This is a genomic window from Embleya sp. NPDC001921 (genome assembly GCF_053594475.1).
In genome coordinates this window covers 30,452-46,077 of record NZ_JBSFEO010000025.1, presented here as the reverse complement: position 1 = coordinate 46,077, position 15,626 = coordinate 30,452, and the positions used below count along the sequence as shown (strand labels likewise).

At 71.6% G+C, this 15,626-nt stretch carries 5 protein-coding genes; 1 reads left to right on the top strand and 4 read right to left on the bottom strand.

Annotated features, from left to right (window positions below; translation table 11 throughout):
• Positions 1-455: 455 nt before the first annotated feature.
• The 4 genes from mobF (ACWCPW_RS27230) to ACWCPW_RS27215 all read right to left on the bottom strand — a co-directional run bounded on the left by mobF (ACWCPW_RS27230) (position 456) and on the right by ACWCPW_RS27215 (position 12,491).
• Positions 456-5,273 carry a MobF family relaxase gene (gene mobF, locus ACWCPW_RS27230; protein ID WP_449764224.1) on the bottom strand — a complete coding sequence of 1,606 codons (4,818 nt, stop codon included), beginning with the start codon at positions 5,271-5,273 and terminating at the stop codon, positions 456-458.
• A gap of 2,323 nt (positions 5,274-7,596) precedes the next feature.
• Positions 7,597-9,129 carry a MobF family relaxase gene (gene mobF, locus ACWCPW_RS27225; protein ID WP_449764223.1) on the bottom strand — a complete coding sequence of 511 codons (1,533 nt, stop codon included), beginning with the start codon at positions 9,127-9,129 and terminating at the stop codon, positions 7,597-7,599.
• A 235-nt stretch (positions 9,130-9,364) separates the two neighbouring features.
• Positions 9,365-9,556 (bottom strand): hypothetical protein, encoded by a 192-nt coding sequence (locus ACWCPW_RS27220; RefSeq protein ID WP_449764222.1) that lies wholly within the window; start codon positions 9,554-9,556, stop codon positions 9,365-9,367.
• 208 nt (positions 9,557-9,764) lie between these two features.
• Positions 9,765-12,491, bottom strand: coding sequence for a hypothetical protein (locus ACWCPW_RS27215; RefSeq protein WP_449764221.1), 2,727 nt, complete (start codon positions 12,489-12,491; stop codon positions 9,765-9,767).
• A 1,744-nt stretch (positions 12,492-14,235) separates the two neighbouring features.
• On the opposite strand from ACWCPW_RS27215, the gene ACWCPW_RS27210 reads away from it, so the two are divergent.
• Entirely contained in the window at positions 14,236-14,889 is a 654-nt protein-coding gene (locus ACWCPW_RS27210; RefSeq protein ID WP_449764220.1) for an HNH endonuclease, read from the top strand.
• The last annotated feature ends 737 nt before the right edge of the window (positions 14,890-15,626 follow it).

Below are 15,626 nucleotides of genomic sequence, written 5' to 3'. Positions count from 1 at the left end.
CGGAAGGCCCGGAGAATCCGGGAAGCCCGGAGGCCCCGGAGGCCCCGGAAGGCCCGGAGGCCCCGGAAGACCTGGTGGAAGCCGCAGAAGCGGAGAAATCGCACGAGGGGTCACCGAAAGGACCGCGAGTAGGCGGGGTTCGGGCCTCGCCGACCGGCGGGTGGGTCGTGCCGATGGCGCATTCCTCTCGCCGGGTGATCGCACGTCGATCGTCGCCCGGGAAGGTGCGCCGCGTCCGTCGAGCGTGACCGCCCCGGAGGGGACGCCTCCCGGTCCGACGGCGCCGCGCGGCCCACCCATGCGCCCCCGGCCCACCCATACGCCCCCGGCCCACGCAGCGCGCCGACGTCCCGTGCGGTCGTGTCGGTCCCGCAGCCGACCGTGCAAGGACCACCAGCCCACCCCGCCCCGCCCCGCCCCGCCCCACCTCGCGCTCCGCGGCGGCAAAGCTGTCGTCACCCGTTGAGCTCGGGCCCGCTCTCGGGAATCACCGTCTGCCACCCCAAAGCCCGGTCGGTCCCGATGGTCCCGGCCGCCCCGCCGGCCCCGGCGGAGCGCGAACGCGTCCCCGAGGCCCCGGCGGCAGCGCCATCGAGCGCCCGAGCGACATCGCCGAGCCGCCCGCCGCCGGGCCCGCCGACGCGCCCGACCCGCACCCGCAGTTCCCGCTGCAGCGCGTCCAGTTCGGCCCGCGCCTGCTCCGCCCGTGCGCCCTGCTGCTCCGCTTCGGCGCGTACAGCCAGCCCCGCGGCGCGGTCGACGGCGACGGCCGCCTCGTGGTGGAGTTCGCGGGTCCGGGTCAGGTAGGTGTGCTGGGCCCGTACGGCGTCCCACTCGTGTTCGGATCCCGCCGCGTGGCGGGCCCGGGTGAGTGTCGCGCCCAGGTTTGCGATGCGGGCCCGGGCCGCCGACACGCCTCGTTGTTCGACGCCGTCGCGCGCATGGGCCCTCCCGGCGGCGACGACCGCCGTGCCGAGGCGGTTCTGTGCGTTGCGCAGCGCGTTCTCCAGGAGGGTGACACTTTCGATGGCGTCGACGCGTTCGGCCAGTTCCGCGGTGTTGGCGTGCAGGCCGCGGACGGCGGGGCCGTGTCCGGCGTCGGCGTCGGCGAGGATGGTGTCGGCCCGGGCGCGCAGTTTGGTGGCTCGCTTGCTCCGGGTGACGTGCAGTTTCCTGGCCCGGTCGATGGCGCGGGCCAGAGCGGTGTTGTCCAGAGCGGCGAGGTCCCGCTCCGGACCGGGGGCCGCGGTGACGGCAGGCCGGCCGGCGGCATCATCCTGGCCGTGGTGCGCCGCGAGGAGGTCGGCGACCTTGTCGCGGGCCAGCGTCTTGAGGACGGATTCGCCTTCCGCGGCCTCGTCGAGCGGCAGCGGCCCGCGTACGTCGAACGTCTCCCGATAGGCGGCGACGGCGGCGGCCGTACGCAGCCAGCCCTCGCGGTCCGCGCCTTCACCGGGGAGCGCACCGAGCGCCGCGACCCAGGCCCGGTCGTCACCCGTACCGAAGACGTCCATGCCGTTGCCGATGCCGGTCGTGCGGATGCCGATCGTGCCGTCGACAGTCGGACCGGCGACGGCGCCGACGGCGGCCACCGCCAAGTGGGCCGCTCGCGCCTCGATCCGCTCGAACGTCGCCCGCGCGTACGCGATGACCTCGACCGCGTCCTGATCACGCGCCGACTCCGCCCGCGGCGGGATGGGCAGCCACGGCATCGCACCCGACCGCGGCGACTTCTCCTCGCCGAACAGCCGCTGCTCCATCCGCCACGCGAGCAACTGGGCCGGACTGTCGACCTTGCCGAACTCCTCGACCACCTCGCTCGGCGTCACGACGCGGTCGTCGGTGAGGGCGCGGTTCAACATCTCGTGGGCGTCGCGGTCTCGGGTTCCGGCGAGTGTCACGTAGTGGGCGAGGGCGGGCCAGGCCTCGTCGTCGAGGATCTGCCCGACGAGTACGGCGGGCAGCACCTCGCGGACGACGCCCACCGCCCGCTCCTGGTCCTCGTCGTCGAGCCGGTGGGAGACGAGACCGTGCGCGTACCGGTAGCGCGGGGTCAGCGTGGCGAGCGAGGAACGGGCGGTCAGGGCGGCGGCGATGTCGTCGTGCGCGGCGTTCTCGGTGGTGCCGCGCGCGATCACGGCGGTCAGGGCCTGGCGGACGGTGCGGCGCGGTCCGGCCGGCACGTGCCCGTCGAGGTCGAGGCCTTCGTCCAGCACGACGTACAGGTGGTTGGCGGCGGATCCGCGGGTCGCCATCACGTACAGGTTCTCGCGGCCGAGATCCGCGCTGACCAGCGCGCGGGCGATGTCGACGGTCATGCCCTGCGCGCGGTGGGTGGTGGTGGCGTAGGCGAGTTCGACGCTGCTGCCCACGTACGCGGGCGGCAAGGTGATCGTCCCGCCGTGCTCGGTGTGGCGTACGGTCAGCGATCCGTCGCGGCCGCGACCGGTCACCTCCCAGACGTCGCCGTTCTTGACCCAGTCGCGGCCAGCGAACAGCGCCATGGTGCGTTCGTTGCGGCGGGTGACCACCCGGTCCCCGACACCGGCGCGACTGCCGTTGGCCAGCAGCACCCCGCCGCTCTCGACCTCGCCGGCGAGGGCGCGGTCCGCGCGGGCCCGGGCGGAGAGTTCGCCGGCGAGGGCGTTCGTGGACGCGATCATCAAGGAGACGCGGCCGGCGGCGGTGTCGGCGTGCCAGTCCCGGTACACCCGGTCGGTCATCGACTGCAGCGAACCATCGTGGACGCGGTCGTGGCGCAGGTACTCCTCGACGACGGTGACATCACCGTCGCGCAGCCGCAACGAGGCGTCCACCTCCCACGTGCGCGGGGTTCCGTCCGGTTCGCGAAAGCGCCAGACGCTGGTGAGTTCGGCGCCGGCGGCGTGCCGCTGGAGGTGGCGCAGGACGCCGCCGGACTCGACCGCCGCGAGTTGTTGCGGGTCGCCGACCAGGCGCACGATGCCGCCGGCGGCGACATGCGCGCGGGTGATGGCGTCCAGCGCGAGGGTGCCGGCCATGCCGGCCTCGTCGATCAGGACGAGGGTGCGCGGGCTCGGCGTGACGCTTCCCTCGCGCAGTCGCGCGGCCCACTGGTGGGTGTTCTCGGTGGTCGCGATCCCCGCGGTGTCGGCGAGTACGCGGGCCGCGCGGGCGGAGGGGGCGAGTCCGACCACGGTCCAGCCGTCCAGCTCGGCGGCACGGACCAGGACGCGCAGGGTGGTGGTCTTGCCGGTACCGGCCGGGCCGATCAGCGACGTCAACCAGGTCCCGCTGTGCGCGAGATGGCGAACCGCCGCCTGCTGGTCGGGGGCCAGCCCATGGCCGTGTTCGCGCTCGGACTCGACCAGGGCCGCGTCGACCGCGGCGCGCGAGAGCGTGGGCGCCCCGTGCGCGCGGGCGTGGGCGAGGAGTCGGCGCTCGGCGTCGAGGATCGCGGTACTGGTGTAGCGGGTCGAGGCGTGCGCCTGGAAGACGCCGACCCCGTCCGCGCGGCGCAGGGCGGCGGGTTCGGCGATGAGCGAGTCCGGGGTGATCCGCACGATGCGGGTGCCGGCGGCACGGTCGACGACGTGGCCGTCGGCGGTGGCCACACCCACGATCCGCGACACGGCCGCCGCGCGATCGGCGGGCGAGGCGAACGCCGTGTCGCGGGTGACCCGTTGCGCCTCGGCCTCCAGGTTGCGCACCGTCCACGTGGCCCGGTGACGCTGCACGCCGGCCACGGTCGCCGCGGCCCAGGCGGCGTACTGCTTCGCGTCGATCCGGTCGGCGCTCAGCGTGGCGGCCGTCCGCGTCAGACCGGCCAGGAACGTCGCGTACCCCGGACCCAGAACCCGTTCGGCGACCTCCCGCCAGCGACCCGCCTCATCCGCAGCCGTACTGCCCACCTCCTTGCGGGGGCGATTGCTCAAGGTCGCCTGCTGCAGCAGGTCGTACTCCTCGTCGCGGCGTGGCTCACGGCCGTGGACCTCGCGGAACGACCGGTACATGGCGGCGAATTCCGCCTTGACCTGCGCCCGACGCGACGAAAAGGCCTCGTTGAGCTCGGCCGGTATCTCGACGAGCTCACGGACCGCCCGGCTGCCCTGCTCGACCTGATCGGCGCGTATCCCGCTCGCCCAGCCCAGGCGCTGCGTGACACCGTCCAGAACGGTCGAGTTGTACTGCTCGCTGAGCGCCACCTTCGCCGCGTACAGCGCACGCCCGTCGAGCGAACGCCACTGCCCGTCCGGGCCCCGGGTCTTCGTGGACACGATGACGTGGGTATGCAGATCGGGGTCTCCGGCACGGGACGTACGATGCACGAACGCCACCGCGGCGACACCACCCGCCTGCACCTGCGCCGCGCCGCCGGCACCCACGCGGGTGAACGCGACGTCGCTCTCCAGCCGTTCGAGCACCGCCCGAACCGCCTCGTTGTGCGCCTCCTCGAGGGCCAGCCGCGTGGCGTCGTCACCGGTGACCACGGCCAGAGCCCACGCGGTGGAGATGCTCTTGGGCGGCGAGAACACCAGATCGAACCCGGTCACCGCCTGCCGCTCGCCACGAACGTCCTCCTCGCGCCGGATCTCCGCCCCGGCCTGCGCGAGTTCGGCCTCGGTGGCCTGGGGGTGAGCGGCCTGGTGCTCCTGGAAGCGCATGTGGGCACGTTCGGCGACACCGCGATGGACGGGAAAGGCACGACCGAGCTGAAGCCCGTCGGCGGCGGCGACCAGGTCGGCGGGAGCCGCACGGGTGAGTACGTCGGCCAGCAGCCGCTCGTCCGCGTCACCCTTGCCCAGACGGCGCGCGAGCCGCGCGACGCGCCGGGCGTCGGCGGCCTTCTCCTCCTCGCGGATGCGATTGCGCAACGTCGTACGCGCCGCGCCCGTGACGTCGACGCCCTCGACGGCCATGCGTTCGTTGACACGGCCGGCGACGTCCGCACCGGGCAACACGCGCTCCACCACCGAAGGATGCCGCCCCAACGCGCGCGCGAGCGCCTCCACATCCACACTCGGGTCGACTGCGGCGGCGAGGGAACCGGCGAACTCCCGGACAAGCATGGGGTGTCGCCCGAGCCCGAAGAGGTTCCTGATCTGCTCCCGATCCGCCTCCGTGCCGGCAACGCCCAACACCTCGGCGAGCGCACCGGTCCACATCCCGGGCGGATTGTCGGTGGCGGCGTAGTAGGCGACAAGGTCCTGCCCGAGCCCACGCCCCTCATCGGCCACACTCACCGAATCGACGAGGTACTCCCACCCGCCCGGCCCAAGCTTGTGCAACGTCATCACGGCGCAACCACCCCCCACGCGCCGCCACTTCGCGCCTGATCCATCCCCCGAGCCGTCATGCCGGGATGCTAGGCAGCCTCGGCGCCCGCCCACCAACGACGACGCGGCGGAGGGGAACGGGGCAAGGGGGCGAACGCCATTGGGCTAGGGAACGCGGGCGGGGCGCGGCCCGGCGTGCGAGGCGGGAGCGACACGCTTGCCGAACTCACGTCGGGTTTCCGCGGGTTGTCATCACCTACGTGGGTCTTGGGCCAACTACGTGGGGACTTCACTTGTCCACCGTCATGTTCGTGGGGACGTCGTCGATCCGTGATCGGATATTGAGGCAATCAGGCAGGGTTCACCTGATCCGTGCTTTGCCCTCGATCCCGCGTCGGTGCGTTCGGGAGAGCCAAGCCAAGCCGACCGGACACGGATTGGCGTCGTCTCGTAGGCGGCTCTGAACCGGTGACGGGGCGCTCCTCGCAAGGCGGTATCGCGTGGACCGACTTCGCTCGACCGTGCCCGGAGGTAGGTCAATCGCCCTGTTCAGGTCGCCTCGACCACCTCGCCACGCGAATGACCACTGACAGTGCACTAGGTGTGAGGTGGCGGAACGGGATGCTTCGGCCGCGTCGGCCGGGGGAGGACGCGTAGAGGGACGGGGCGTGTGCCCCGTCCCTCTACCTCAGGCGATCAGTTGTCGGAGTGCCACGTGCAGTTGCGCTTGTGCGGCGCGCCCTTCGAGGCGTCGCAGTCGGTGCACTTGCCGTTCTTGTATACGGGGCCTTCAACGGAGTTCATGTTTTCATCCCTTCGTTTGGTCGGATGGCTCCGCCGGATCAGATGCGGTCGGCCGGTGGATGCGTGGTCTTCGCTTCCACCGGCCGACCGCATCTGATACGCCCTTGGGCGTCCGACCGAAGGGATGAAGACATGGACTCCGTTGAAGTCGGATGAGAACGGCAAGTGCACCGACTGCGACGCCTCGATTTGCTGAGCGCGCCGCACGCAACTGCACGTGGCACTCCGACAACTGATCGCCTGAGATGTGGGCGGGGGACGGGGCACACGCCCCGTCCCTCGCCGCGTCCGGAGGAGGCCGACGCGGCCGAAGCATCCCGTCCGGCGCGGAGCGCCGGAGTGGGGTGGGGGCAGGCCGAAGGAGCCAATCGCCCAGGGGCACAACCCCGAACGCCTTCTGCCTTCCGACGGAGCACGCACGGCGATGAACCAGTCGGACCGGCCGACATGATGCCTAGGTGTGGGGAATCGAGGAGGTTGTGAGATCGTCCGGTCGTCGTGGCGATCTGCTTCCGCGTGACACTCGCAGGCAACGAAGCCCCCGAGTCTCGAACTCCTCCGCAGGCGTGATCACATCCGCCATTCCCCTTCGTCCCCGGCCGGGGACGGGACCGCTCGTCCTTGTCGGGACGACTCTCCCGGGTCCGCGCCGGGGAGGCTGCCGATTCCTGTCGGTTCACGGCGATCCAGTCCAGGCGCTTGGTGATCGCCACGGAGATTCGGTCGAGGGGGAGGGCGTCGAGATCCTCCACGGAGTAGAGGGGCCATCCCTTGTAGTCGCCCACTGCCTGGAGGATGTCTCGGTCGGTGAGTTCCTGGACGTCGAGCCGTTCGACTTCGACGTCGAGGCCGGTGCGGAGCGCGAGACGCTCGGCTGCCTTCTCGGATCCCGGGCCCGGATGGGCGCCCACAGTGGCCCCGATCGTCGCGACCCGGTCAGGCAGGGTGTTGGCGACCGTGGTGGACCAGCGGTCCCCGTCGAGGTCGGGATCGGGGATGAGGTCGTGTGCGCGGGCACGGCGGACCTGCCAGTCCTTCAGGCCCAGGAAGCGGGCCAGTTGCACGGGGCCGTAGCTGTTGCCGCGTCGTGTCTTGGCGGCCTCGGCCCGGTCGTTCGGGACGTGCCCGGAGGTGGTTCCCGCCGGCAGATTCGCCGCGTCCAGGATCTGTTCGATCCGGTCGGGAAGGGTCTTGGCGAGGGTTGAGGACCAGCGGCGCTCGTCGATGTCGGGGGTGGGATGAGGCCATGCCGTTGCGCGCGGCGTAGTTGCCCGTCGGTGATTCCGAGCCGGCGAGCAAGTTGGCCAGGGCCGAAGGCGTCCCGGGCAGGGGGCAAGGTGGTTGATCCTCTCCTCGTGCGGTGGCTCGGTTCGTGGTCCGGCGCGGCGAAGAGTCCCGGAGACACATGGGTGCCTTTCCCAATCTTGCGCCCGGTACCGATATCTCGGAAGGAGAGGGCCGGCAGGCGTTCGCGGCTGCCGCGCTCAGGGAATGCGGAAGCAAAAGCGCACTCTGCGAACGACGGTGCGGTCCGGCGCTATTGCGATTGGGGGCCTGCCACGAAGGATTTGCGCCCGCCACGCTTCGCGTAGGACTTCCCCGGTGGGTGGCCCGGGTTCGACGCGATGTTGCCAAGCTCTTCGTCGTCTGGCCGAGGAAGATCGGCGTCCGGTCGGACGATGCCCAGGAGTGCTCGATCGGCCAGGTCCTCGACCAGGCGGCGGATGTCCGCGATGTCGAGGCGGTCGGGGAGTTGGCGGCACAGTTCCGCGATCAGGTCCGGGCGGGTCCAGGCGTCCCTGGCGGCGTCGAGGGTCGTCGTGGCGCGGGCCACGATCGCCTGGGCGTTCGGGCGTTCGGCGTTGCGGGGGTCGATGCGGTGGAGGGTGGCGGCGGGGATGTCGGCCAATGGGGTGGCCGGGTCGGCGTGGGAGGCCTGTTCCCAGCGGGCCAGGAGTTCGGTGCGCGGTACGGGGACCCGTTTCTTGTCCTCGCGGCGGAGCAGGGTCACGTGTTGGGCGATGACGGTGTGTTCGTAGGCGGAGGGTTCGCGGCCGTGTGCCGCGGTGAACTCGGCGGTGTAGGACTCGACTTCCGCGGCTATCGCGCGGCGTCTCGAGGAGAAGCGCGCTCGGAGGCTTTCGGGTATGCCGACGATCTCGCGGGCCCGGCCGTCGGGGCGGGTGGCGAACTCGACGCCGAGGGCGCGGGTGAGGGCGTTCTCCGCGACGCGTTCGCACAGGTGTCCGGCGGGCTGTTTGTGGCGGTAGACGCCGCGGCTGTCCAGGGTGCGCCAGGTGCCGTCGTCGGCCAGTGCGCGGTTGAGGACGGCGGTGTGGACGTGGAGTTGGGGGTCCTCGTCGCGGGAGGTGTGTTGGGGGAAGGCGGCGACGGTCCAGCGGTGTGCGCCCACCCAGCGGCCGGAGGAGGCGCCGGTGGAGGTGCGTCCGTGGCGGCCGGCGCGGGCGAATCCGGCGGCGTCCTGAAGGTAGTCGAGGGCGGTGCGGACGCCGGTCAGCCAGGCGGTCCACACCTGTTCGGCGTCGGCATCGCGATGGGCGACCTGGAGGGCGGCGTGCAGGATCGACCAGGATTTGGGGGCGGACCAGGTGAGGTCGAGGTATTTGACGGCGGTACGGGCGCGGCTGCGGACGCGGGCCTCGATCTGTCGGCGTCGGGCGGGTGTGGCATCGGGTTCGGCCGCGAGGGCTCGGGTGATTGCGGCGCGGGTGCCGGTGACGTAGTCCCGGGGGCGAGGTCCGAGACGGACGAGGTCGCGGGCGGCCTCGGCGGCGACGGTCCACTCGGGGGTGCCGGGCGGGGCGGTGATGCGGGCGATGGCGGCGGCGAGTTCGTCGCGGCGCCGGGGGTCGACGAAGTCGTGGTAGAGGTCTTCGAGGACGGCGTGGTCGATGGTGCCGTGCAGGCCCAGGTCGTGCGCGCCGCGGCCGAGCCACTCGCCGGGAGGTTCGCCGATCAGGGCGACGCCGCTGAGGAGATAGTGCTCGGCGCCTTGTCCGACCTGACGGGACAGGTAGGTGACGTCGCTGCGTGGGGCGATGGTCAGCATGCGGGAGGAGGTGTCGGACGGTCACCGGATGTGACGGTGGGTTGGGCAAGGGTTGGGCGAGGGGTGGGTGAGGGATGGCGAGAGGTGGGTGAGGGACGGCGAGGGATGGGTGTGCCTCGGGCGCGGTGTGCCGGTGGTGGTTCGGGGAGCGTGTGTCGTCGCGGCCCGGCGGTGGGCCGGCCGTGAGTCGGCACCGATGACGGGGTTCGTTGGTCGATGGCTACGCGATGGTGGTCTACGCCGTGCCGGACCGGCTCGCGATGGACATCGACATCGTCCCGGATCGGCGTACGGACACCTGGAGGACCTCGCCGCTGCCTTGCACGCGCTGGACGCGCGTGTCGTCCACTATGTCGACGCCCAAGGCATCCACGCGCAACGGCGGCCCCTGGCGCCCGAGTTGTTCGAGGCCAATCCGTTCCTGCACCTGTTCACCGCTCAAGGCCGGGTGGACGTCCTACTCGCGCCCGACGGGCTCCCCCGAGGGGTAGGACGGCCTCATCGGCCGGGCACACACCTTCTCGACCTCGACGGTCTGCGGGTCACCGTTGCCGACATTCGTGATCTGATCACTACGAAGGAGGCGAGTGGTCGGCCGCGTGATCTCGCGGACGACAGGGTGCAGGCTGGGGCGTTCACTGGCTCAACCCGCGCACTGATGTCTCGGCAAGGTCCCATATGACCGCGCCGGTCGGGTTCTTGAGGTGCGGAGGACCGGGGCGGCCGTGCGGTGCCGCGTCCCTGTCTTCGGCCGCGTTGAGGGCGACACGGATTCTCGCGATGGTTCCGCGGTCGCGCCCTGGCCGGGCTGCCTGTGGTTCGGGCGTCCGTTGTTGGAGGGCGGGGTCGGTCGATGCGGCTGCGGGCATCGGCTTGGCCTTCGGTTCGGAGTCCCGGGATGCGGGTTCGCCTGTGCGGAGCGGCCGTTCGCGAGGCGCGGGCTCCCGGGCGGTCGGTGGGGGTTGCCCGGTGTCCTTTGTCGGGGTGGTGACGTTCGTCCGCGGTGGGTCGAGTGGTGTCGCGGCCGGTGCTCTCGTGTCTTCGGTGGTGTTTGTGCCGTTGTTCGCGGTTCCTTGTTCGAGGATCGAGCGGAGTTGGGCCGATTCGTCGTCGGTGAGGGTGCGGCCCCAGGATCGGCGGTACTCGGCGGCGATGTCGTGATGGAAGCGGTCGATGTCGACGGTCGGGGGGCGGGCGGCGCCGAGCAGGTGTCGGGCTTCGTCGGGGTCGCTCGCCAGGGCGGCCAGGTGGCGGGCGCGCAGGCGGTGGGAGCGGGCCTGCTGGAGCTGTGCGGGGGCGTCGCCGCCGGGGGTGTCCCCGGCGGCGACGCGGGCCTCGATGCCGTTGGCTAGGTCGAACAGGCGGAGGGCCCGGGCGGCCACGGCGCGTTCGGGGGCGCCGGTGGGGTCCAGGGGCGCGGGGGCGTGCTCGCGGATGCGTTCGGTGACCAGGACGGCGGGGGTGTTGCGGTCGAGGGTGACGCCGAAGGTGGCCTGGATGCGGTCGGTGAGGAAGTCGAGAGCGTCATTGCGGGCGGGCCCGCTTTTTTCCCAGTCCTGGACGGCGCGCCACATCCAGCCGATCTCGACCGGGCGGGCGTTCTCCCACCACCGGTGGTCCAGGGAGGACTTGAGGGCGGCCGCGTCCTGGGCGAGGTCGCGTTCGGCGCGGTCGCGGTTCGCCTGGTCACGGGCGATATCGCGGACCTGGGCGGCGGTGACGACGACGGGCTTGGCGTCGGGACGGTCGGCGGGGACGATCTCGACGACGGCACGGGCGAGTACGTCGGGGTCGGCGCCGCGGTCGGCGAGGTCGGCGAGGACGCGGCGGCCGACGGTGTGCGGGGTGTCGCGTTCCAGGGCGGTGTGTTCGCCCTGGTCGAGGAGACGGGTGTGGAGGAGGGGGTCGCGGACGGTGTACGTCCAGCGGGCGGCGGGCCCTTCGGCGGGCGCGGGGTGGCCGCGGTCGATCGCGGCGTTGAGGTTGACGCCGTACACCGGTGGGGTGGGGAGTTCGATGTCGTGGTACTGCCTGACGCGGCCGCGCACGTGCTGCAGGACTTGGGCGGCGACGACGTCGTGGTGTGCGGACCATTCGACGGCGCGTTGCCAGACGGCGGCGATCTGACCGGAGTCGGCTTGGTGCCACCAGGAGCGGTCCCAGACGTCCCGCATGACCTGGTGTGCGGCGGCGTGTTCGGCGCGGATGTCGCGTACGAGGCGCTCGTGTTCGGGGCCCGTGGCGTGCAGATGCTCGTTCGCGCGTACGTCACGGCCGGCGACGCCTTGTCGGGCGTGGTTCTCGGCGTCCTCGACACCGGCCAGGAGCGTGTCGGCGACGAGGCGTTGATGGCGGAATCGCAGGACGAACGGGGAGCGTGCGGTCTGCGGTCGCGGACGGCGGCGAGGGTCGAGGGCATCGGCCCTGCGGTAGAGGTCGCGGGCGTGGCGTTCCGCGGTGACGCGGAGTTCGTGCAGGGCCTCGCGTTCGACATCGCGTTGGGGCGAGGCGGCGAGTTTGGCGGCGGCCCGGGCGACGGCGGAGTGGCGGTCGCCCTGATCGCGCAGGTCTCGGACGTGTTGATCGGGGGTTTCGGGTGGGATGCGGGGGGCGTTGGCGGTCTTCCAGGCACTTTGGAGTGCCTTGTAGTCGCGGGTGTAGAAGGTGTCGCGGTCTTGAATGCGGTCGCGGGTGCGGACGGGACGGCGCGGGCGGGCGTGGCGTCGATTGCCGGCGTGCCGTCGACCGCGTTCGGGTTCGGGTGGGGGTGCGGGTGCGGGTGCGATGACCGTCCAGTGGTCGAAGGCGGATTTCGGGTGTGGGGGCGTGGGCGTCTCGGTAGGAGTCGAGGCGGGGCGGGGCTGTCGAGTCCCGGATCCGGCAGGTTGGACGTCGGCGGATTCAGCGCCGGTGGCGTTCGTGGTGGGAGATCCGGTGGTGGTGCCCGGTGTGGCCGCTGTCGGCGAAGGGGTGCGGACCGGTGCCCATCCGGCGGTCCGCGGACTGTCCTCGTCGAGGTGGCGGACGGTGGCACGGATGGCTTGCAGATGCCGTTGGGTGCGCTGCCACACGATGCCCAGGGCGGTGTACTCGAGTTCCTGTTCTCGGGCGTGGAGTGTTCCGCGCAGGGTCTCGACGTCGGTGCCCAGGGCGTGGAGGCGTTCGGCGACGATGCGGAGATTGTCGGGGTCGACGGCGGGGGTGGCCGTGTCGTCGGCGGGATCGCCGAGGTGGACGCGGTGTTCGACCCGGGCGGCCTCGTAGGTCGCCTTGACCGCTTCCCGGCGTTCGTGGATGGGCCCCAAGAGGGGGGATCGGACGTCGACGGAGGCCCGCCACGTGCGGACGGCGTCGTCGATCATCCGGACCTGGGCACGCGCTTCGTCCGGGGTCGCGTAGGGCTCGGGTCTACGGGTGTTGCGGTCTGGCCGGGCGGAACTCGGGTCGGCCTCATGGGGGTTTGATGCTGGGGCTGGGGCTGGGGCTGGGGCTGGGGCTGGGGCTGGGGCGGGGGCGGGGGAGGGGGAGGTGGGGCTGGGGCGCTCGGGGCCGTTGGAGGGCTCGTTCGGGCCGTCGGGCACTGGAGCGGGTGGTGCGGGTATGGGCTCCGTCTCCGTCTCCGTCTCCGGCTCCGGGTCCGGGTCCGGGTCTGCGGATGCCGCGTTCTGCGGCGCGGGGACCGGGGGATTGTCGGTGTGGGGTGCTCCGGTGAGGGTGGGAGTGCGCGGGGTGTCGTCCTCGAAGGGCGGCTCGACGTCATCGGAGCCGGGCGGGACGGGGACCGCGGGCGTGCGAGGCTCTGGGGTGGAGACCTTCGGACCGGGGCTTGAGGTGGCGGGCGGCGGCGGGTCGGGGCTCCGAAGCCGGGTGGGATCTTCGGACATCTCCTGGACGACTACGACGTAGGCGGTCTTGTCTTTTTCGAGGTCGACCTGCACTTGGGCCAGCGCCGCGTCCGACCGACCCTCGGGTGGCTCCCATACACGGGGGTCGTCGAGTCGCGGTCGGAAATCTTGTGCCCGCAGGATCTCTATGAGCTTGGGGTCGGTGGGTTCGACTCCGTGGACACCGGCGTTCGCGCCGAGGCGGATCCGGATCGCCGTCGGTGCATGCGTTCTACCCTCGGGCATGATCGCGCCTACTCACGTCGTTCCTCCCGTTGTTCCCAGCGTTCGCAGCGCCCGCAGCGCCCGCAGCGCCCGCAGCGCCCGCAGCGCTCCCAGCGCTCCCAGCGCTCCCAGCGCTCCCAGCGCTCCCGTCATGTGGAGAGGTGCGCTTCCGGTGCGGGTTGTGACGTGTGGGGCCCTCGTGCCCCGAGGTGGTCGGATGGCGGGCCCTGCCGTGCCGCGCATCCGGCGTCTTGGGGACGACTCCTTGCCGTTCTCGGCCTGGCCGGCGTCCTCGACTCGCTCGGCGGACGGTCCGGGCCGCCACGTGGTGGGGTCCGCTCTCGGGGGTGCGTGTCGGCGCGGACTCGTACCCTCTGCCCATGACGATGGGCGACATCACGCGCGAGTCCGTTCTCCGGGGCCCTCGAAGAGTGCGACAACCTCGAAGTCGAAGGCTTTCGCGCCAAGTACGGCTTCGGTCCAGCACGTCATTACGTCCTCGAGCACGAGGGGCGCCAGTACGACTCCAAGGCGATCCTGAACGTGGCCCACCTCTACGCCACCGGCGTGCTGGGCGGCTTCAGCGGAGGCAAGGACCACTCCGCGGGCCGTTTACGGGAGTTGGGGTTCGTCGTGGCCACGCGCGGCCCGCAACCGGCCGCCGATCCGGACGTGTTGCGCTCGATGCCGTTGCTCGAGCAGATCAAGGGGATGCACACACACAAGACGGGCACCGTGTCCGCGCGCCACAAGCCGCTGTCGCTGCTCTGGGCGATCGGGCTCAACCCCACGCCCGTGACCCGCCTGAACGCCTGGCCGAATTTCCGAGACGGTGTGGGGCCTCTGCTGCGGGAGTTCGGACACGTCCACAACAAGTCGACGCCGGAGAACCCGTTCTGGTACCTCGCCGCGGTCCGTTCTGGGAGGTCACGGGTATCACCTCCCCGAAGGTCAGGCTCCCTCCGCGGGCCGGCTGAACCAGGAGTCCCTCGACTCCGTGGCCGGCGTGTTCGCCGGTTTCACGGAGGAGGCCGTCAAGGTACTCGCGGATGAGGTGCGGCGAGCCGAGATCGTTGCCCATCTCCTCGCGAAGTACTTCGACGAGCGCGACCACGCTCGGCTTCTGGCGGCGACCTGCATCGGAGCGGAGGAGGAGGGGCCTTCCACCGACGGGGACGAACCCACCGACCTCGATGTCCCGGGCGACGACGAGGAAGACCGCATCGTGTCGAAGACGGTCCGCGCGACCACACGCTACGACCGCGACTCCAACATCGTGCGGAACCTCAAACGGCTCTACGACGACACCTGCCAGATCTGCGGGACCACGCTTCGGGGCCGAGCCGGCAAACGCGGCAGCGACGGCGCCCACTTCCGCCCCCTCGCCGAGGGCGGGCCCGACAGCCTGACGAACCTGCTGTGCCTGTGCGCCAATCACCACCGTGAACTCGACCTGCACGGCATCTACGTCGGCAGCGACGACGTCGTGTACACAACCGACACCTTCGAGGTCGAAGGTGAACTCACCTTCCACTCCGAGCACCGGATCAACCCCGACCACGCGCGCTACCACCGTGCCCGATGCCAGGTCGACACGCACCCCGACGTGACGCCGCCGCCCGAGGCCGGATCGAATCCGCCGTCGGCCTGAGTACAACGGGCCCTGGGCCACGGCCCATGGGTCCGTCGTAACGATCGGACGGCTCCGCCGCGGGCCGGGTCGCAAACCTGGTGGATCGCATCGAACGGGCGGTGGCCGCGTGGCGAGCAGTCGACTATTTCGCCACGACCCAGTCGAGGATGACCGGGGACGAAAGCGATCGACGCGTCGAGACGTTTCGTTGGGACCGGGGCTCCGACCGTGTCTCCCGTAGGCGTTCCCGAATGGGTACTTCGGGCGTATCCCGCCGGCGCGAGCGCGCGGCTCGGCCTCCTGCACGGGGGTCCAGCCGGTCCGCCCCACCGTCGCGGGTTCGACCTTCCACTCGATGTCGCCGCATGCTGTGCCCGGCAGGGTCTCGCGGGTGTGGTCGATCGTCGCGGGCAGGGGCCTTCCGCCCTCCGATCCGAGCCCTGAGCACATGCCGCGCCACGAACGGTCGATGTCGCCCACCGATCCGCTGCGCGCCGGCCGACGCCCACAGCGGCCGCCACCGACCTCGGAAGCGAACACCCGACACGGGGCGGCATCACCGTGTCGGCCGACACACCGCCATATGAATCCCCCGACACCCGTGTCGGGTTCCCGGACACCGACGCCACCTGACATGTCGGCCCCGACAGGAGGTGACGCCGGCATGTCGGGCTGTCACTCGGTCACACCAACCACCCGACAGGCATATCGGGTTCGCGGGGGCCGGCACCACCCGACGCGAGGCGACACGCCGT

Coding starts and splice junctions, on each gene's coding strand:
- mobF (WP_449764224.1), bottom strand. CDS start 5,273: ATGACGTTGCACAAGCTTGGGCCGGGCGGGTGGGAGTACCTCGTCGAT.
- mobF (WP_449764223.1), bottom strand. CDS start 9,129: ATGCTGACCATCGCCCCACGCAGCGACGTCACCTACCTGTCCCGTCAG.
- ACWCPW_RS27215 (WP_449764221.1), bottom strand. CDS start 12,491: ATGATCGACGACGCCGTCCGCACGTGGCGGGCCTCCGTCGACGTCCGA.